The 20,018-nt window shown below is 47.5% G+C and carries 15 protein-coding genes and 1 tRNA gene; all 16 read left to right on the forward strand.

The window, feature by feature from the left end; all coding sequences use genetic code 11:
- Nucleotides 1-364: EF-Tu C-terminal domain-related protein (locus tag Q9J80_RS10295; RefSeq protein ID WP_304678571.1), on the forward strand; the 364-nt coding region annotated here is incomplete at its 5' end.
- A gap of 6 nt (nucleotides 365-370) precedes the next feature.
- Nucleotides 371-446 (forward strand) — tRNA-Trp (locus Q9J80_RS10300).
- A 114-nt stretch (nucleotides 447-560) separates the two neighbouring features.
- On the forward strand, nucleotides 561-839 hold the full coding sequence (gene secE / locus Q9J80_RS10305; protein WP_301672952.1) for a preprotein translocase subunit SecE: 279 nt from the start codon (nucleotides 561-563) through the stop codon (nucleotides 837-839).
- 1 nt (nucleotide 840) lies between these two features.
- Nucleotides 841-1,377 (forward strand): transcription termination/antitermination protein NusG, encoded by a 537-nt coding sequence (nusG, locus tag Q9J80_RS10310; RefSeq protein WP_002215369.1) that lies wholly within the window; start codon nucleotides 841-843, stop codon nucleotides 1,375-1,377.
- Between the two features lie 100 nt (nucleotides 1,378-1,477).
- Nucleotides 1,478-1,912, forward strand: coding sequence for a 50S ribosomal protein L11 (gene rplK / locus Q9J80_RS10315; protein WP_002220151.1), 435 nt, complete (start codon nucleotides 1,478-1,480; stop codon nucleotides 1,910-1,912).
- Complete coding sequence (gene rplA, locus Q9J80_RS10320) at nucleotides 1,912-2,607, forward strand: 50S ribosomal protein L1 (RefSeq protein ID WP_301672953.1); 696 nt, start codon at nucleotides 1,912-1,914, stop codon at nucleotides 2,605-2,607. Before rplK ends, rplA begins: the two co-directional genes overlap by 1 nt.
- A gap of 224 nt (nucleotides 2,608-2,831) precedes the next feature.
- Nucleotides 2,832-3,332, forward strand: a complete 501-nt coding sequence (gene rplJ, locus Q9J80_RS10325; RefSeq protein ID WP_002215373.1) for a 50S ribosomal protein L10 — start codon at nucleotides 2,832-2,834, stop codon at nucleotides 3,330-3,332.
- A 59-nt stretch (nucleotides 3,333-3,391) separates the two neighbouring features.
- Nucleotides 3,392-3,763, forward strand: a complete 372-nt coding sequence (gene rplL, locus Q9J80_RS10330; RefSeq protein WP_002238604.1) for a 50S ribosomal protein L7/L12 — start codon at nucleotides 3,392-3,394, stop codon at nucleotides 3,761-3,763.
- A gap of 189 nt (nucleotides 3,764-3,952) precedes the next feature.
- Nucleotides 3,953-8,131, forward strand: a complete 4,179-nt coding sequence (rpoB, locus tag Q9J80_RS10335) for a DNA-directed RNA polymerase subunit beta (protein WP_301672954.1) — start codon at nucleotides 3,953-3,955, stop codon at nucleotides 8,129-8,131.
- A gap of 151 nt (nucleotides 8,132-8,282) precedes the next feature.
- Nucleotides 8,283-12,458 carry a DNA-directed RNA polymerase subunit beta' gene (rpoC, locus tag Q9J80_RS10340; protein ID WP_301672955.1) on the forward strand — a complete coding sequence of 1,392 codons (4,176 nt, stop codon included), beginning with the start codon at nucleotides 8,283-8,285 and terminating at the stop codon, nucleotides 12,456-12,458.
- A 347-nt stretch (nucleotides 12,459-12,805) separates the two neighbouring features.
- Complete coding sequence (locus tag Q9J80_RS10345; RefSeq protein WP_301672956.1) at nucleotides 12,806-14,245, forward strand: factor H binding protein domain-containing protein; 1,440 nt, start codon at nucleotides 12,806-12,808, stop codon at nucleotides 14,243-14,245.
- A 70-nt stretch (nucleotides 14,246-14,315) separates the two neighbouring features.
- A complete protein-coding gene (locus Q9J80_RS10350) occupies nucleotides 14,316-15,776 on the forward strand; it encodes a surface lipoprotein assembly modifier (protein ID WP_301672957.1) in 1,461 nt (486 codons plus the stop codon).
- A 178-nt stretch (nucleotides 15,777-15,954) separates the two neighbouring features.
- A complete protein-coding gene (rpsL, locus tag Q9J80_RS10355) occupies nucleotides 15,955-16,326 on the forward strand; it encodes a 30S ribosomal protein S12 (RefSeq protein WP_002218431.1) in 372 nt (123 codons plus the stop codon).
- 117 nt (nucleotides 16,327-16,443) lie between these two features.
- Nucleotides 16,444-16,914 (forward strand): 30S ribosomal protein S7, encoded by a 471-nt coding sequence (rpsG, locus tag Q9J80_RS10360; RefSeq protein ID WP_002242159.1) that lies wholly within the window; start codon nucleotides 16,444-16,446, stop codon nucleotides 16,912-16,914.
- An 18-nt stretch (nucleotides 16,915-16,932) separates the two neighbouring features.
- The gene (gene fusA / locus Q9J80_RS10365; RefSeq protein WP_003760496.1) at nucleotides 16,933-19,038 is read left to right on the forward strand and encodes an elongation factor G; all 2,106 of its coding nucleotides are present in this window, start codon (nucleotides 16,933-16,935) and stop codon (nucleotides 19,036-19,038) included.
- A gap of 87 nt (nucleotides 19,039-19,125) precedes the next feature.
- A partial coding sequence (gene tuf, locus Q9J80_RS10370) for an elongation factor Tu (RefSeq protein ID WP_304678574.1) occupies nucleotides 19,126-20,018 on the forward strand: 893 nt, incomplete at its 3' end.

The raw sequence follows: 20,018 nt of genomic DNA on the forward strand, positions 1-20,018 counted from the left end.
CGTAGGCGTATTGCTGCGTGGTACTAAACGTGAAGACGTAGAGCGTGGTCAAGTATTGGCTAAACCGGGTACCATCACTCCGCACACCAAGTTCAAAGCAGAAGTGTACGTATTGAGCAAAGAAGAGGGCGGCCGCCATACCCCGTTCTTCGCCAACTACCGTCCCCAATTCTACTTCCGTACCACCGACGTAACCGGCGCGGTTACTTTGGAAGAAGGTGTGGAAATGGTAATGCCGGGTGAGAACGTAACCATCACCGTAGAACTGATTGCGCCTATCGCTATGGAAGAAGGCCTGCGCTTTGCGATTCGTGAAGGTGGCCGTACCGTAGGTGCAGGTGTGGTTTCTTCTATCATCGCTTAAGTTTAGAGGCCAATAGCTCAATTGGTAGAGTATCGGTCTCCAAAACCGAGGGTTGGGGGTTCGAGACCCTCTTGGCCTGCCAAATAAAAAATTAACCGGCCTTGTGTCGGTTAATTTTTTTGTATTTGTTATTTAGTAAACTCTCTTACCATTTACATGGATTGAGAATAGACAGATGCTATGATGAGTAAATAATATGACAGAACATACGCCTGAAAAAAAGAACGTTAAAGTGGATCAATTGGTTGTTCAGGATAGAGAATCTGCATCTAATTCCGGTAAGGAAGGTTTTTTTGCATATTTCTCGAATTCTTGGTCCGAATTCAAAAAGGTGGTTTGGCCTAAGCGTGAAGATGCTGTCAGAATGACTGTATTTGTTATAGTGTTTATTGCTGTGCTTTCTATATTTATCTATGCGGCAGATACAGCAATTTCGTGGTTATTTTTTGATGTATTGCTGAGAAGGGAAGGTTGAGATGTCGAAAAAATGGTATGTTGTACAGGCGTATTCGGGGTTTGAGAAGAATGTCCAACGAATATTGGAAGAGCGAATTGCCCGTGAGGAGATGGGAGATTATTTCGGACAAATTCTGGTGCCTGTAGAGAAAGTTGTTGATATCCGCAATGGTCGTAAGACTATTAGTGAAAGAAAGTCATATCCTGGGTATGTGCTAGTTGAGATGGAAATGACAGATGACTCTTGGCATCTTGTAAAAAGCACTCCCCGTGTTTCGGGTTTTATTGGAGGGAGGGCTAATAGACCCACGCCGATTAGTCAGAGAGAGGCTGAAATTATTTTACAGCAGGTTCAGACCGGCATAGAGAAGCCGAAACCAAAAGTTGAATTTGAGGTCGGTCAACAGGTTCGTGTAAATGAAGGGCCGTTTGCGGATTTTAACGGGGTGGTTGAGGAGGTCAATTATGAACGGAATAAGTTACGCGTGTCTGTTCAGATATTTGGTAGAGAAACACCTGTTGAGCTGGAGTTCAGCCAGGTTGAAAAGATTAACTGATTTTTATACTTGAAAAAAAAGCAATAAGAGGATAGAATCAAAAATTAACTTGGGGAGCGGAAATGGTTCCGCGTCTTACCCGTTTTTAGGAGTCCGTTAAGTGGCAAAGAAAATTATCGGCTATATTAAACTGCAAATTCCTGCAGGTAAAGCCAATCCATCTCCTCCGGTTGGTCCTGCTTTGGGTCAGCGCGGTTTGAATATTATGGAATTTTGTAAGGCATTCAATGCTGCAACCCAAGGTATGGAGCCTGGCTTGCCGATTCCGGTTGTGATTACTGCATTTGCAGATAAATCATTCACATTTGTGATGAAAACCCCGCCGGCTTCTATCTTGTTGAAAAAAGCTGCCGGTTTGCAAAAAGGTAGTTCTAATCCTCTGACCAATAAAGTGGGTAAATTGACCCGTGCCCAGTTGGAAGAAATTGCTAAAACTAAAGAGCCTGATTTGACTGCTGCTGACTTGGATGCGGCTGTTCGTACTATAGCAGGTTCTGCTCGCTCAATGGGCTTGGATGTGGAGGGTGTTGTATAATGGCTAAAGTATCTAAACGCTTGAAAGTTCTTCGCTCTTCTGTTGAAGCTAACAAACTGTACGCAATCGACGAAGCAATTGCTTTGGTTAAAAAAGCTGCTACCGCTAAATTTGACGAATCTGTTGACGTATCTTTCAACTTGGGCGTTGATCCTCGTAAATCTGACCAAGTTATTCGTGGTTCGGTCGTTCTACCTAAAGGTACCGGTAAGACAACCCGTGTGGCTGTATTTACTCAAGGCGCAAATGCAGATGCTGCCAAAGAAGCCGGTGCGGATATCGTCGGTTTCGAAGATTTGGCTGCTGAAATCAAAGCAGGCAATCTGAACTTTGATGTCGTTATTGCTTCTCCCGATGCAATGCGTATTGTTGGTCAGTTGGGTACTATTTTGGGTCCTCGTGGTCTGATGCCAAACCCTAAAGTAGGTACGGTTACCCCTAATGTTGCCGAAGCAGTTAAAAATGCAAAAGCAGGTCAGGTTCAATATCGTACAGATAAAGCTGGTATCGTTCATGCAACGATTGGTCGTGCTTCTTTTGCTGAAGCTGACTTGAAAGAAAACTTCAATGCGTTGCTGGATGCTATCGTTAAAGCCAAACCTGCTGCTGCTAAAGGTCAGTATTTGAAAAAAGTTGCTGTATCCAGCACTATGGGTTTGGGTGTTCGTGTTGATACTGCAAGCGTGAACAACTAATGAAATTTTCAGGTAATCCGGTTTTCCGGATTACCTGAATTTGGGCTACTTAAAATTAAGTAGATGTCCAAGACCGTAGGGATCGTAAGATTTAATCGTAACTGCCCTACGCAGACGGTAGTCCTGAAACACATTACAAGATTGCTTGTAAGATGTCTTTTTAGGTTACCGCGCTGGTGGGATATCGTTTTGGTATCCTGTTTATAAACAGTGGGAGGTAGACCTTGAGTCTCAATATTGAAACCAAGAAAGTGGCGGTCGAGGAAATTAGCGCGGCAATTGCTAACGCTCAAACCCTCGTAGTCGCTGAATATCGCGGTATCAGTGTTTCCAGTATGACTGAGCTTCGTGCGAATGCACGTAAAGAAGGCGTTTATTTGCGCGTTCTGAAAAATACTTTGGCTCGTCGTGCAGTGCAAGGTACTTCATTCGCAGAATTGGCCGATCAAATGGTTGGTCCGTTGGTTTACGCTGCTTCTGAAGATGCTGTTGCTGCTGCTAAAGTGTTGCACCAATTCGCGAAAAAAGATGACAAAATTGTCGTTAAAGCCGGTTCTTACAATGGCGAAGTAATGAATGCTGCTCAGGTTGCTGAGTTGGCTTCTATTCCGAGCCGCGAAGAGCTGTTGTCTAAACTGTTGTTCGTTATGCAAGCCCCTGTATCGGGCTTTGCGCGCGGTTTGGCTGCTTTGGCAGAGAAAAAAGCCGGCGAAGAAGCCGCTTAATCGATTTTGTTTCTGTTAATCAATTATTTTTTTAATACAATATTCGGAGTAAATATAGCATGGCTATTACTAAAGAAGACATTTTGGAAGCAGTTGGTTCTTTGACCGTAATGGAACTGAACGACTTGGTTAAAGCTTTTGAAGAAAAATTCGGCGTTTCTGCTGCCGCTGTTGCAGTTGCAGGTCCTGCTGGTGCTGGTGCTGCCGCTGCTGAAGAAAAAACCGAATTTGATGTCGTTTTGGCTTCTGCCGGCGATCAAAAAGTTGGCGTGATTAAAGTTGTCCGTGCAATTACCGGTTTGGGTCTGAAAGAAGCTAAAGACATCGTTGACGGTGCACCTAAAACCATTAAAGAGGGTGTTTCTAAAGCCGAAGCCGAAGACATCCAAAAACAATTGGAAGAAGCAGGTGCTAAAGTCGAAATCAAATAATTTGATGCTTCCTATGAAGGCTGGCAGTTTTCTGCCAGCCTTATTTTGCTTCTTAAAATAAGCATCAAGCATTGTTTACATTTATTTGCATAGTCTTTATCAAATCATTGTAAATAAATGTAAATATTAAATTGATGCATACCGTTGTTTCAGACGGCCTATTATTTAAAATTGCTTTTCGGAGTGTATATGAGCTATTCGTTTACCGAGAAAAAACGTATCCGTAAGAGTTTTGCAAAGCGAGAGAATGTTTTAGATGTTCCTTTCCTGCTGGCAACCCAAATTGATTCTTATGCGAAGTTTTTGCAGCTGGAAAATGCTTTTGACAAACGTACCGATGACGGTCTGCAGGCGGCATTTAATTCTATTTTCCCGATTGTGAGCCATAACGGTTATGCGCGATTGGAGTTTGTGCATTACACATTGGGCGAGCCTTTGTTCGATATTCCTGAATGTCAATTGCGCGGAATCACTTATGCTGCCCCCCTGCGCGCGCGTATCCGTTTGGTGATTTTAGACAAGGAAGCGTCTAAACCGACGGTAAAAGAAGTTCGTGAAAACGAAGTATATATGGGTGAAATTCCGTTGATGACCCCGAGCGGTTCTTTTGTGATTAACGGCACAGAGCGTGTGATTGTTTCCCAGTTGCACCGTTCGCCCGGCGTGTTCTTCGAGCATGACAAAGGTAAGACACACTCTTCCGGCAAATTGTTATTCTCCGCCCGCATCATTCCCTACCGTGGTTCATGGTTGGATTTTGAATTTGATCCGAAAGATTTGCTGTATTTCCGTATCGACCGCCGCCGTAAAATGCCGGTAACGATTTTGTTGAAGGCTTTGGGCTACAACAATGAGCAAATCTTGGATATTTTCTACGACAAAGAAACGTTCTATTTGTCTTCAAACGGTGTTCAAACCGATTTGGTCGCAGGCCGTCTGAAAGGCGAAACTGCCAAGGTCGATATCTTGGATAAAGAAGGCAATGTATTGGTTGCCAAAGGTAAGCGCATTACTGCGAAAAATATCCGTGATATTACCAATGCAGGCCTGACCCGTTTGGATGTAGAACCGGAAAGCCTGTTGGGCAAAGCATTGGCTGCCGATTTGATTGATTCGGAAACCGGTGAGATATTGGCTTCTGCCAATGATGAAATTACAGAAGAGTTGTTGGCCAAATTTGATATCAACGGCGTAAAAGAAATTACGACCCTTTATATCAATGAGCTGGATCAGGGTGCTTATATCTCCAATACCTTGCGTACGGATGAGACTGCCGGCCGGCAGGCGGCGCGTGTTGCGATTTACCGTATGATGCGTCCGGGCGAACCGCCCACCGAAGAGGCGGTCGAGCAATTGTTTAACCGCTTGTTCTTCAGTGAAGACAGCTACGATTTGTCCCGCGTAGGCCGTATGAAATTTAATACGCGCACATACGAACAAAAACTGTCCGAAGCCCAACAAAACTCTTGGTACGGCCGCCTGTTGAACGAAACGTTTGCCGGTGCTGCCGAAAAAGGCGGTTATGTCCTGAGCGTCGAAGATATTGTTGCCTCGATTGCGACTTTGGTCGAGTTGCGTAACGGTCACGGCGAAGTGGACGATATCGACCACTTGGGCAACCGTCGTGTTCGTTCCGTAGGTGAGTTGACTGAAAACCAATTCCGCAGCGGTTTGGCCCGTGTGGAACGCGCCGTTAAAGAGCGTTTGAATCAGGCGGAATCCGAAAACTTGATGCCGCATGACTTGATTAATGCGAAACCTGTTTCTGCCGCGATTAAAGAATTCTTCGGTTCCAGTCAATTGAGCCAATTTATGGATCAGACCAACCCATTGTCTGAAGTAACCCATAAACGCCGTGTATCTGCATTGGGCCCGGGCGGTTTGACCCGCGAACGTGCAGGCTTTGAGGTGCGAGACGTGCATCCGACCCACTACGGTCGCGTATGTCCGATTGAAACACCTGAGGGTCCGAACATCGGTTTGATCAACTCACTGTCCGTTTATGCGCGCACCAATGATTACGGTTTCTTGGAAACGCCTTACCGCCGCGTTATCGACGGCAAAGTAACCGAGGAAATCGATTACTTGTCTGCCATCGAAGAAGGTCGCTATGTGATTGCACAGGCGAATGCCGATTTGGATTCAGATGGCAATCTGATTGGCGATTTGGTTACCTGTCGTGAAAAAGGTGAAACCATTATGGCAACGCCCGACCGCGTCCAATATATGGACGTGGCAACCGGTCAGGTGGTATCCGTTGCGGCATCCCTGATTCCGTTCTTGGAACATGATGACGCGAACCGCGCATTGATGGGTGCCAACATGCAACGTCAGGCAGTGCCTTGCCTGCGTCCTGAAAAACCGATGGTCGGTACCGGTATCGAGCGTTCCGTTGCCGTTGACTCTGCTACTGCAATCGTTGCCCGCCGAGGCGGCGTGGTCGAGTATGTCGATGCCAACCGCGTTGTGATCCGTGTCCATGACGACGAAGCGACTGCCGGTGAAGTGGGTGTCGATATTTACAACTTGGTTAAATTCACCCGTTCCAACCAATCTACCAACATCAACCAACGTCCGGCCGTTAAAGTCGGCGATGTGTTGCAACGCGGCGATTTGGTGGCCGACGGCGCGTCCACCGATTTGGGCGAATTGGCTTTGGGTCAAAATATGACCATCGCCTTCATGCCGTGGAACGGTTACAACTACGAAGACTCGATTCTGATTTCCGAAAAAGTGGCTGCGGACGACCGCTATACTTCGATTCACATTGAGGAATTGAATGTCGTTGCCCGCGATACCAAGCTGGGTGCGGAAGATATTACCCGCGATATTCCGAACTTGTCCGAGCGTATGCAAAACCGTTTGGACGAATCAGGTATCGTTTACATCGGTGCGGAAGTCGAAGCAGGCGATGTGTTGGTAGGTAAAGTAACGCCTAAAGGCGAAACCCAACTGACTCCGGAAGAAAAACTGTTGCGCGCCATCTTCGGCGAAAAAGCGTCTGACGTAAAAGATACTTCATTGCGTATGCCTACCGGTATGAGCGGTACGGTTATCGACGTTCAAGTCTTTACCCGCGAAGGCATCCAACGCGACAAACGCGCCCAATCCATTATCGATTCCGAGTTGAAACGCTACCGTTTGGATTTGAACGACCAATTGCGTATTTTCGACAACGACGCATTCGACCGTATCGAACGTATGATTGTTGGTCAAAAAGCCAATGGTGGTCCGATGAAGCTGGCTAAAGGCAGTGAAATCACTACCGAATATTTGGCAAGCCTGTCCAGCAAACATGATTGGTTTGACATCCGGCTGGCTGACGAAGACTTGGCCAAACAGTTGGAACTGATTAAATTGAGCCTGCAACAAAAACGCGAAGAAGCGGATGAGTTGTATGAGATCAAGAAGAAAAAACTGACCCAAGGCGACGAGCTGCAACCGGGCGTACAAAAAATGGTGAAAGTATTTATCGCCATCAAACGCCGTCTGCAAGCCGGTGACAAAATGGCGGGCCGCCACGGTAACAAAGGCGTGGTATCACGCATTCTGCCTGTGGAAGATATGCCTTATATGGCGGACGGTCGTCCCGTGGACATCGTATTGAACCCGTTGGGCGTACCTTCCCGTATGAATATCGGTCAGATTTTGGAAGTCCACTTGGGCTGGGCGGCAAAAGGTATCGGCGAGCGTATCGACCGTATGCTGAAAGAGCAACGCAAAGCCGGCGAGCTGCGCGAGTTCTTGAACAAACTCTACAACGGCAGCGGTAAGAAAGAAGATTTGGACAGCCTGACAGATGAAGAAATCATCGAATTGGCTTCCAACCTGCGTAAAGGCGCATCTTTCGCATCACCGGTGTTTGACGGTGCGAAAGAATCCGAAATCCGCGAAATGCTGAACTTGGCTTATCCGAGCGACGATCCTGAAGTTGAAAAATTGGGCTTCAACGACAGTAAAACCCAAATCACGCTGTACGACGGCCGTTCCGGCGAAGCATTTGACCGCAAGGTTACAGTCGGTGTGATGCACTATCTGAAACTGCATCACTTGGTTGACGAAAAAATGCACGCCCGTTCTACCGGTCCATACAGTCTGGTTACCCAACAACCTCTGGGCGGTAAAGCTCAGTTCGGTGGCCAACGTTTCGGTGAGATGGAGGTTTGGGCATTGGAAGCATACGGCGCGGCATACACGCTGCAAGAGATGCTGACCGTGAAGTCTGACGACGTGAACGGCCGTACCAAAATGTACGAGAACATCGTCAAAGGCGAACACAAAATCGATGCCGGTATGCCTGAATCCTTCAACGTATTGGTTAAAGAGATTCGCTCACTGGGCTTGGATATCGATTTGGAACGCTACTGATACGGGTTTCAGACGGCATAAGGGGAGCTGTTCTGCAGGTTGTGGGGCAGCCGACAATGTTTAAAAACGAAATGCCGTCTGAAAACGCTGTACCGCTATCCATATCGAATCATCCGCCATGCGGTAAAAATACTTCCTTCAAGGAGCAAAAATGAATTTGTTGAACTTATTTAATCCGTTGCAAACTGCCGGCATGGAAGAAGAGTTTGATGCCATCAAAATCGGTATTGCCTCTCCCGAAACCATCCGCTCATGGTCTTATGGCGAAGTTAAAAAACCTGAAACCATCAACTACCGCACGTTCAAACCTGAGCGCGACGGTTTGTTCTGCGCCAAAATCTTTGGCCCGGTCAAAGACTATGAATGTTTGTGCGGTAAATACAAACGCTTGAAATTTAAAGGCGTAACCTGTGAAAAATGTGGCGTAGAAGTGACTCTGTCCAAAGTGCGCCGTGAACGCATGGGTCACATCGAATTGGCAGCACCAGTTGCCCATATTTGGTTCTTGAAATCCCTGCCTTCCCGCTTGGGTATGGTATTGGACATGACTTTGCGCGATATTGAACGCGTATTGTACTTTGAAGCATTTGTGGTAACCGATCCCGGTATGACTCCGTTGCAACGTCGTCAATTACTGACTGAAGACGATTACTACAACAAACTGGACGAATACGGCGACGATTTCGATGCCAAAATGGGTGCGGAAGGTATCCGCGAATTGTTGCGCACCTTGGATGTAGCAGGCGAAATCGAAATCCTGCGCCAAGAGCTTGAGTCGACCGGTTCTGATACCAAAATCAAAAAAATCGCCAAACGATTGAAAGTATTGGAAGCCTTCCATCGTTCCGGTATGAAACTGGAATGGATGATTATGGATGTGCTGCCAGTATTGCCGCCTGATTTGCGTCCTCTGGTTCCGCTGGACGGCGGTCGTTTTGCCACTTCCGATTTGAACGATTTATACCGTCGCGTCATCAACCGTAACAACCGTCTGAAACGCTTGCTGGAACTGCATGCGCCCGACATTATCATCCGCAACGAAAAACGTATGTTGCAAGAAGCAGTTGACTCTCTGTTGGATAACGGCCGTCGCGGTAAAGCCATGACCGGTGCCAACAAACGTCCGTTGAAATCATTGGCAGATATGATTAAAGGTAAAGGCGGCCGTTTCCGTCAAAACCTGCTGGGTAAACGTGTGGACTATTCAGGTCGTTCCGTGATTACCGTAGGCCCATACCTGCGCCTGCACCAATGCGGTCTGCCGAAAAAAATGGCGTTGGAACTGTTCAAACCGTTCATTTTCCATAAACTGGAAAAACAAGGTCTGGCTTCCACCGTTAAAGCTGCGAAAAAATTGGTAGAACAAGAAGTACCTGAAGTATGGGATATCTTGGAAGAAGTGATCCGCGAACATCCGATTATGTTGAACCGTGCGCCAACCCTGCACCGTTTGGGTATTCAAGCGTTTGAACCTATCCTGATTGAAGGTAAAGCCATTCAGTTGCATCCGTTGGTATGTGCCGCATTTAACGCCGACTTTGACGGTGACCAAATGGCGGTACACGTTCCATTGAGCTTGGAAGCGCAAATGGAAGCACGCACGCTGATGCTGGCTTCAAACAACGTATTGTCTCCAGCCAACGGCGAACCAATCATCGTACCTTCTCAAGATATTGTATTGGGTCTGTACTACATGACCCGCGACCGTATCAATGCCAAAGGCGAGGGCAGCCTGTTTGCCGATGTGAAAGAAGTGCATCGCGCATACCATACCAAACAGGTCGAGCTGGGTACGAAAATCACCGTACGTCTGCGTGAATGGGCGAAAAACGAAGCAGGTGAGTTTGAGCCTGTCGTTAACCGTTATGAAACAACCGTCGGCCGTGCATTGTTGAGCGAAATCTTGCCTAAAGGTCTGCCGTTCGAGTACATCAACAAAGCGTTGAAGAAAAAAGAAATTTCTAAACTGATTAACGCATCGTTCCGCCTGTGCGGCTTGCGCGATACGGTTATCTTTGCTGACCACCTGATGTACACCGGTTTCGGATTTGCGGCAAAAGGCGGTATTTCCATTGCCGTTGACGATATGGAAATTCCAAAAGAAAAAGCAGCCTTGCTGGCTGAAGCTAATGCCGAAGTTAAAGAAATCGAAGACCAATACCGTCAAGGTTTGGTAACCAACGGCGAACGTTACAACAAAGTGGTCGATATTTGGGGTCGTGCCGGCGATAAAATCGCTAAAGCGATGATGGATAACTTGTCCAAACAAAAAGTCATCGACCGTGACGGCAACGAAGTTGACCAAGAATCCTTCAACTCCATCTATATGATGGCAGACTCCGGTGCTCGTGGTTCTGCGGCTCAGATTAAACAGTTGTCCGGTATGCGTGGCTTGATGGCAAAACCAGACGGCTCGATTATTGAAACACCGATTACCTCAAACTTCCGCGAAGGTCTGACCGTATTGCAATACTTTATTGCGACCCACGGTGCACGTAAGGGTTTGGCGGATACCGCATTGAAAACCGCGAACTCCGGTTACCTGACCCGTCGTCTGGTAGACGTAACTCAAGATTTGGTCGTTGTTGAAGACGATTGTGGTACTTCAGACGGCTTTGTTATGAAGGCAGTTGTACAAGGCGGTGATGTGATTGAAGCATTGCGCGATCGTATTTTGGGTCGTGTTACCGCGTCTGACGTTGTCGATCCGTCAAGTGGCGAAACCTTGGTTGAAGCCGGTACGTTGTTGACTGAAAAACTGGTGGATATGATCGACCAATCCGGTGTTGATGAAGTCAAAGTCCGCACCCCGATTACTTGTAAAACCCGCCATGGTTTGTGTGCGCACTGTTACGGTCGTGACTTGGCGCGCGGTAAACTGGTTAATGCTGGTGAGGCTGTAGGTGTCATTGCTGCACAATCTATTGGTGAACCAGGTACTCAGCTGACCATGCGTACGTTCCACATCGGTGGTGCGGCATCCCGTGCGGCAGCAGCCAGCCAAGTGGAAGCCAAATCCAACGGTACGGCACGTTTCAGCAGCCAAATGCGTTATGTTGCCAACAACAAAGGCGAGCTGGTTGTCATCGGCCGTTCTTGCGAAGTCGTGATTCACGATGATATCGGCCGTGAACGTGAACGTCACAAAGTACCTTACGGCGCAATCTTGCTGGTACAAGACGGCGAAGCCATTAAAGCCGGTCAAACCTTGGCAACTTGGGATCCGCATACCCGTCCGATGATTACCGAACACGCAGGTATGGTGAAATTCGAAAACGTGGAAGAGGGCGTAACCGTTGCCAAACAAACTGACGATGTAACTGGTTTGTCTACTTTGGTGGTTATTGACGGCAAACGCCGCTCCGGCAGCGCATCCAAACTGCTGCGTCCGACTGTAAAATTGTTGGATGAAAACGGCGTGGAAATCTGTATTCCCGGTACGTCCACTCCGGTTTCGATGGCATTCCCCGTTGGTGCGGTGATTACCGTACGCGAAGGTCAGGAAATCGGTAAAGGTGACGTATTGGCGCGTATCCCGCAAGCCTCTTCCAAAACCCGCGACATTACCGGTGGTCTGCCGCGCGTTGCCGAGTTGTTTGAAGCACGCGTGCCGAAAGATGCAGGTATGCTGGCGGAAATTACCGGTACCGTTTCCTTCGGCAAAGAGACCAAAGGCAAGCAACGTCTGATTATCACTGACGTGGACGGTGTAGCATACGAGACTTTGATTTCCAAAGAGAAACAGATTCTGGTACACGACGGTCAAGTGGTAAACCGCGGCGAAACCATCGTGGACGGAGCTGTTGATCCGCATGATATTCTGCGTCTGCAAGGTATCGAAGCATTGGCGCGCTACATTGTCCAAGAGGTGCAAGAGGTTTACCGTCTGCAAGGTGTGAAGATTTCTGATAAACACATCGAAGTCATCATCCGTCAGATGCTGCGCCGTGTGAATATTGTCGATTCAGGCGAAACCGAATTCATTACCGGTGAGCAAGTTGAACGTGGCGATGTCATGACAGCCAATGAAAAAGCGTTGGAGGAAGGTAAAGAGCCGGCACGTTATGAAAACGTACTGTTAGGTATTACCAAAGCCTCCCTGTCTACCGACAGCTTCATTTCTGCCGCATCGTTCCAAGAAACAACCCGCGTTCTGACCGAAGCCGCGATTATGGGCAAACAAGACGAGTTGCGTGGTCTGAAAGAGAACGTCATCGTCGGACGTCTGATTCCTGCCGGTACCGGTTTGACTTACCACCGCAGCCGTCATCAACAATGGCAAGAGGTAGAGCAGGAGACTGCTGAAACCCAAGTAACGGATGAATAATCTTTGGTGCGTTTATTCAATACAAAACCGCAAGCTTTAAGCTTGCGGTTTTTCTTTGTCCGATTAAGGCAAAAACAAGCGTTTTCGTCATTTTGAGGCGTGTGGATATAAGCCCGATAAGCGTTCCATATCTTCGTACCGCCAAATCATGCATCGAATAGAACGAGTTAAATCCAAAGGTTATTTTGTTAAATATTGCAAAAATGCTTTAAGAATTTTGAAGGGGGGGTAGAATTGCCGAGCTTAAAACTTAGCTTATTCTTAATAAGAGTTTAAGAAATGTAAATAAAACATTTAATTCGGTAACGGGTAAACTTGCCGCCAAAACAATATCTTAGGAGATAATTATGCCTATTCCTTTTAAATTTAAACCGAGTTTGGCGGCGATTGCCTGTGTTTTTGCCCTTTCTGCCTGTGCTTCAGGTGGCGGCTCGCCTAGTATCGAACCTACATTAACTACTTCCGAGAAATTAGATCGGGCAGTTAAAGCAATTGAAAATGCCGATAAAGAGATTGCCGATAAAGAAAAACAAGAAAAAGAGGCAACCATTTCAGATATGGATAACTCAAGTCGTCCAGCTGATATTATCAAAGGGGTTCGAGAATATGCCAATGCTCAAATAGAGCTGAAAAAAGCACGTGAAGCAAAGGTATCAATCGTGAGGCAGCAAATCAAACAGCTCGAAGATGCGGTTAAGTTGGCGGAGCAGGGGAAGACCGAATCCCAACCTAATGCCGATCAAGCGGATTTGGATAGTAAAAAAGCCGAATTAGAGAAAAAACTAGACGAATGGAAAGCACAACTTGCACCATCGGAGCAAAAATTGAAAGAGGTTGAAACGGAGGTTCAACAATTTGAAAAGTTTAAGAAACATTTAGAAAATTCATCATTACAAAGTGTTAAACCCGAATTGCGTAAGCAGGTATTGGATACAAAAGGCAAGGAATTTCACGGTCTTGGAGAATATAAGGATGGATTTGAAACCGCTACATTGTTTAAAGCATACTTGGTTAAAGAAAATCAAAAAAATAAAAATACCGCCTTCACCAAGGAAAAAGTCAAGGGTATGGATGTGTATATCAATGGGGAAAAATACGAAGGATACGGTGAAGAATATGCTGTTAAACCGCTGGGTTTGCAGTCGCAGACTGTAGAAATTTATGGGCAAGATAAAGATCAAAATTATTATTCAGAAAAATCTTGGGTTTATGAGCAACCATATTCTGTTGTGGCAGGATATTTTACCCAAACGATACAAAACGGTAAGCGGGATGAGGATGGAGCAGACAAACTTGACATTGGCTTGAGTGATATACAAGGCCTGGCGACAGAAAAAGCACAATTGCCGACGGCAGGCGCTTTCGATTATGAAGGCAAGGCATTCGGAGGCTCTTCGGCTAAGCTTGATAGCGCGTTGGAAGAACATCAAGGTAAATTCAAGTACCGTATCGACTTTGACAAACGTAAAGGTTCGGGCTCAATTGAAGGTTTGTCCGAATATGGCCGTATTGATTTGAAAGAAGCCGATATCGGTATTTTAAAAGTGAATAATGACGAATCCAGCTACGAGATGGTCAGTGATGAACCGGCTTTGGATCCTCATCCCGGCTATTATTCCTTTTATGGGGTAGGCAAAGGCGAGGCGGCTTCGGAACATGGCGGGCTTAAATATTATTCCTTAGGTATTTTCGGGCCGGAGGCCAACGAGGTGGCGGGTGTCGTCGGTACGTCCGGAGACCAAAATAACTTTGCTAGGGATGTCGGTTTCGGCGGTCAAAAAAAGTAGCGTCTTAATGTTTTCCATTTAAACAAATGCCGTCTGAAACTTCAGACGGCATTTCCTTTAAGAAATAAATATGAAACCCAGAAATCTCTTTTTTGCAGGCTGCCTGCTGACTTCGGCGGTGTTTGCTGAGGATGTTGCCGTGCCTGTCGAACCGATTAACGTCGGTAGTTGGGCTGCGATGCCGTCTGAAGGGGAAAGCCTCGCTCTCCTGCCGTTTGCAGAGGATGTGCCGCCGGTTCGCGATGCAATGCCGTCTGAAGTTCCTAAAAGTGCGGCAGGCGGCGATGTTCGGGGTGACCGGATGGGAATGCAGATTAACCGGGCGTTGTTGGCGCGCGACTGGGCGGCACTGAAACGCCTGTTGGCCCAATATGCCGAACAACCGCAATATGATGCGGTGCTGTACCGTTATGCCCTCGGCGCGTTATACCGCAGCGAGATGCGGCAGGGTGAGGCGGTCGATCTATACCGTGAGTTGTTGTCGGAAAGGCCTGACCTTGTTTATCCCCGTTTTGATTTGGGCGTGATGCTGTTTGAAGACAAACAATATCGTGAGGCATTGGTTCAGTTGCACCGGGTCGAGGAGGCGTTGCCTCCCGATATGCGGCAGCTTGCACGGGAATATATCCGTCAGGCGGAAGCGGTGCAGGCGTGGCATCCTTCGTTCAATATGAATTACGAACAAACAGATAATGTAAACAATGCTTCCCCTTCACGGGGCATCATCCTCAACGGCCGGAAATGGACAAAATCAGAAGACAGCCTGCCCAAACGCGCCAACGGGATAAGGTACGAACTGGGTATTGACCGGATGTTTAACATTGCAGGCAATCACTTTGCCCGCTTAGGCATCAGCGGTTCCGGTGTGCATTATTGGAATGCCCGGGATTTTAGCGAACAGGCGTTTCATGCCGAAGGAGGCTACCGTTATCGGAATAGCCGTCTAGAGTGGGGATTCCGGCCCTTTGTCGAACAAAACCGGCTGGGCAATAACCGTTATACGGCAAATACGGGTATTGCGTTGGATTACAGCCGCCGTCTGAATGAAAAATGGCGCAGCACCCAATCTCTCCAGTACGGCCGCAAACAATACTATGACGAATATTTGGCAAAACGTTACAACAGTAAAACGATTTCAGTCAGCAGTACGTTCGGCTATTACGCTATGCCGTCTTGGCAGTTGTATGGAGGCATTAGCGGTATGTTTGATAATACTGTGGAGAAAGAGCAGGCTTCACGGCGTTATGGTGTAAGTTTGGGTACGGTGAAAATATTAGACGGCGGTCTTGGACTGAAGTTGGGTGCGGGTTACACGAAACGGATATTTAAAGCCCCTGCAACATTAATTTACAATTTTACTCGGCGTGATGATGAATATCGGATGAGCGCGGCTTTATGGCATAAAAAACTGTCGTGGAAAGGGTTTACACCCCAAATAAATTTCCGTTACAACAAGATCAACAGCAATATGCCCGCCTTTTATTCGCGCAGCGGCAAGGAATGGTTTATCAGTATAGAAAAAACGTATTGACGGTATTTTCTTCAGCCGTCTGACTGATTGTGAGGGAAGTCGGTAAATATTTATCGGCAAACAAGAAAATCATCTTTCTTCTTGTCGTTATGCTTGACTGTATGCTTGCAATAAAAATATAATTCCACTCTTGCCGACATGGTGTCGGCAAGTATTTAACTCAACAGGACGAGAAAATATGCCAACTATCAACCAATTGGTACGCAAAGGCCGTCAAAAGCCCGTGTACGTAAACAAAGTGCCTGCACTGGAAGCCTGCCCGCAAAAACGTGGCGTGTGCACCCGTGTATACACGACTACCCCTAAAAAACCTAACTCTGCATTGCGTAAAGTATGTAAAGTCCGCCTGACCAACGGTTTTGAAGTCATTTCATACATCGGCGGCGAAGGCCACAACCTGCAAGAGCACAGCGTCGTACTGATTCGCGGCGGCCGTGTAAAAGACTTGCCGGGTGTGCGTTACCACACTGTACGCGGTTCTTTGGATACTGCAGGTGTTAAAGACCGTAAACAAGCCCGTTCCAAATACGGTGCTAAGCGTCCTAAATAATTATAGGGACTCAAATAGGCACGTCGGCCGCCTAAGCTGAACAACGGCCGAGTAAGTGAATACTCAATTGGGTATTCATGGGAATTGACCCGACTGAATAGATTAAAGGAAATTAAAATGCCAAGACGTAGAGAAGTCCCTAAGCGCGACGTACTGCCAGATCCTAAATTCGGCAGCGTCGAGCTGACTAAATTCATGAACGTATTGATGATTGACGGTAAAAAATCTGTTGCAGAACGTATCGTTTACGGTGCCCTGGAGCAAATTGAGAAAAAAACCGGCAAAGCAGCAATCGAAGTATTTAACGAAGCCATTGCAAACGCCAAACCTATCGTGGAAGTGAAAAGCCGCCGTGTAGGTGGTGCAAACTACCAAGTTCCTGTTGAAGTTCGTCCTTCACGTCGTCTGGCTTTGGCAATGCGTTGGGTTCGTGATGCGGCCCGTAAACGTGGTGAGAAATCTATGGATCTGCGTTTGGCAGGCGAATTGATTGATGCGGCTGAAGGCCGTGGTGGTGCGTTGAAAAAACGTGAAGAAGTACACCGCATGGCTGAAGCCAACAAAGCATTCTCTCACTTCCGTTTCTAATATCGAAAGGCTAACAAAATGGCTCGTAAGACCCCGATCAGCCTGTACCGCAACATCGGTATTTCCGCCCATATCGATGCGGGTAAAACCACTACCACAGAACGTATTTTGTTCTATACCGGTTTGACCCACAAATTAGGCGAAGTGCATGACGGTGCGGCTACTACCGACTACATGGAACAAGAGCAAGAGCGCGGTATTACCATTACCTCTGCTGCCGTAACTTCCTACTGGTCCGGTATGGCGAAACAATTCCCTGAACACCGCTTCAACATCATCGACACCCCGGGACACGTTGACTTTACCGTAGAGGTAGAGCGTTCTATGCGTGTATTGGATGGTGCGGTAATGGTTTACTGCGCGGTGGGTGGTGTTCAACCTCAATCCGAAACCGTATGGCGGCAAGCCAACAAATACCAAGTGCCGCGCTTGGCGTTTGTAAATAAGATGGACCGTCAAGGTGCCAACTTCTTCCGCGTTGTCGAGCAAATGAAAACCCGTTTGCGCGCAAACCCTGTACCTATCGTAATCCCAGTTGGTGCAGAAGACAGTTTCACCGGTGTTGTTGATCTGCTGAAAATGAAATCCATCATTTGGAATGAGGCCGATAAAGGTACGACCTTTACTTATGGCGACATTCCCGCCGAATTGGTTGAAACTGCCGAGGAATGGCGTCAAAACATGATTGAAGCCGCAGCAGAAGCCAGCGAAGAATTGATGGACAAATACTTGGGTGGCGATGAGCTGACCGAGGAAGAAATCGTAGGTGCATTGCGTCAACGTACTCTGGCAGGTGAAATCCAACCGATGTTGTGTGGTTCTGCATTTAAAAACAAAGGTGTTCAACGTATGTTGGACGCAGTTGTAGAATTGCTGCCTGCTCCTACCGATATTCCTCCGGTTCAAGGTGTTAATCCTAACACTGAAGAAGCCGACAGCCGTCAAGCCAGCGATGAAGAGAAATTCTCTGCATTAGCGTTCAAAATGTTGAACGACAAATACGTTGGTCAGCTGACTTTCATCCGCGTTTACTCCGGTGTCGTGAAATCCGGTGATACCGTATTGAACTCTGTAAAAGGTACTCGTGAACGTATCGGTCGTTTGGTACAAATGACTGCTGCAGACCGTACTGAAATCGAGGAAGTACGTGCTGGCGACATCGCAGCCGCTATCGGTCTGAAAGACGTTACTACCGGTGAAACCTTGTGTGCAGAAAGCGCGCCGATTATCTTGGAGCGCATGGAATTTCCTGAGCCGGTAATCCATATTGCCGTTGAGCCGAAAACCAAAGCCGACCAAGAGAAAATGGGTATCGCCCTGAACCGTCTGGCTAAGGAAGACCCTTCTTTCCGTGTCCGTACAGACGAAGAGTCCGGTCAAACCATTATTTCCGGTATGGGTGAGCTGCACTTGGAAATTATTGTAGACCGTATGAAACGTGAATTCGGTGTGGAAGCGAATATCGGTGCGCCTCAAGTGGCTTACCGCGAAACCATCCGTAAAGAAGTTGAAGCTGAATACAAACACGCCAAACAATCCGGTGGTAAAGGTCAATACGGTCACGTTGTGATTAAAATGGAACCTATGGAACCGGGTGGTGCAGGCTACGAATTTATCGATGAAATTAAAGGTGGTGTGATTCCTCGCGAATTCATTCCATCTGTCGATAAAGGTATCCGCGATACTTTGCCTAATGGTATCGTTGCCGGTTACCCAGTTGTTGACGTGCGCGTACGTTTGATTTTCGGTTCTTCACACGATGTCGACTCTTCTCAACTGGCCTTCGAATTGGCTGCTTCCCAAGCCTTCAAAGAAGGTATGCGTAAAGCCAATCCTGCCCTGCTTGAGCCGATTATGGCAGTTGAAGTGGAAACCCCGGAAGAATACATGGGCGACGTAATGGGCGACTTGAACCGCCGTCGCGGTGTTGTATTGGGTATGGATGATGACGGTATCGGCGGTAAGAAAGTCCGTGCCGAAGTACCTCTGGCAGAAATGTTCGGTTACTCGACCGACCTGCGTTCTGCAACCCAAGGCCGCGCTACTTACTCTATGGAGTTCAAGAAATATTCTGAAGCTCCTGCCCACATAGCTGCTGCTGTAACTGAAGCCCGTAAAGGCTAATCAGGCAAATAGGCCGTCTGAAAGGCTGAAATGATTTTTCAGACGGCATTGTTCTTTAATCGATCTTTAATGTAAAGGAATTAGCTCATGGCTAAGGAAAAATTCGAACGTAGCAAACCGCACGTAAACGTTGGCACCATCGGTCACGTTGACCATGGTAAAACCACCCTGACTGCCGCTTTGACTACTATTTTGGCTAAAAAATTCGGCGGTGCTGCAAAAGCTTACGACCAAATTGACAACGCGCCCGAAGAAAAAGCACGCGGTATTACCATCAATACCTCGCACGTAGAATACGAAACCGAAACCCGCCACTACGCACACGTAGACTGCCCGGGCCACGCCGACTACGTTAAAAACATGATTACCGGTGCCGCACAAATGGACGGCGCAATCCTGGTATGTTCCGCTGCCGACGGCCCTATGCCGCAAACCCGCGAACACATCCTGCTGGCCCGCCAAGTAGGCGTACCTTACATCATCGTGTTCATGAACAAATGCGACATGGTTGACGATGCCGAACTGTTGGAACTGGTTGAGATGGAGATCCGCGATCTGTTGAGCAGCTACGATTTCCCGGGCGACGACTGCCCGATCGTACAAGGTTCCGCACTGAAAGCCTTGGAAGGCGATGCCGCTTACGAAGAAAAAATCTTCGAACTGGCTGCCGCATTGGACAGCTACATCCCGACTCCCGAGCGTGCCGTGGACAAACCGTTCCTGCTGCCGATTGAAGACGTGTTCTCCATTTCCGGCCGCGGTACTGTGGTAACGGGCCGTGTGGAGCGCGGGGTGATTCACGTTGGCGACGAGATTGAAATCGTAGGTCTGAAAGAAACCCAAAAAACCACTTGTACCGGTGTTGAAATGTTCCGCAAACTGCTGGACGAAGGTCAAGCAGGTGACAACGTAGGCGTATTGCTGCGTGGTACTAAACGTGAAGACGTAGAGCGTGGTCAAGTATTGGCTAAACCGGGTAC

Source organism: Neisseria blantyrii, assembly GCF_962747855.1.
Lineage (GTDB): Bacteria > Pseudomonadota > Gammaproteobacteria > Burkholderiales > Neisseriaceae > Neisseria > Neisseria viridiae.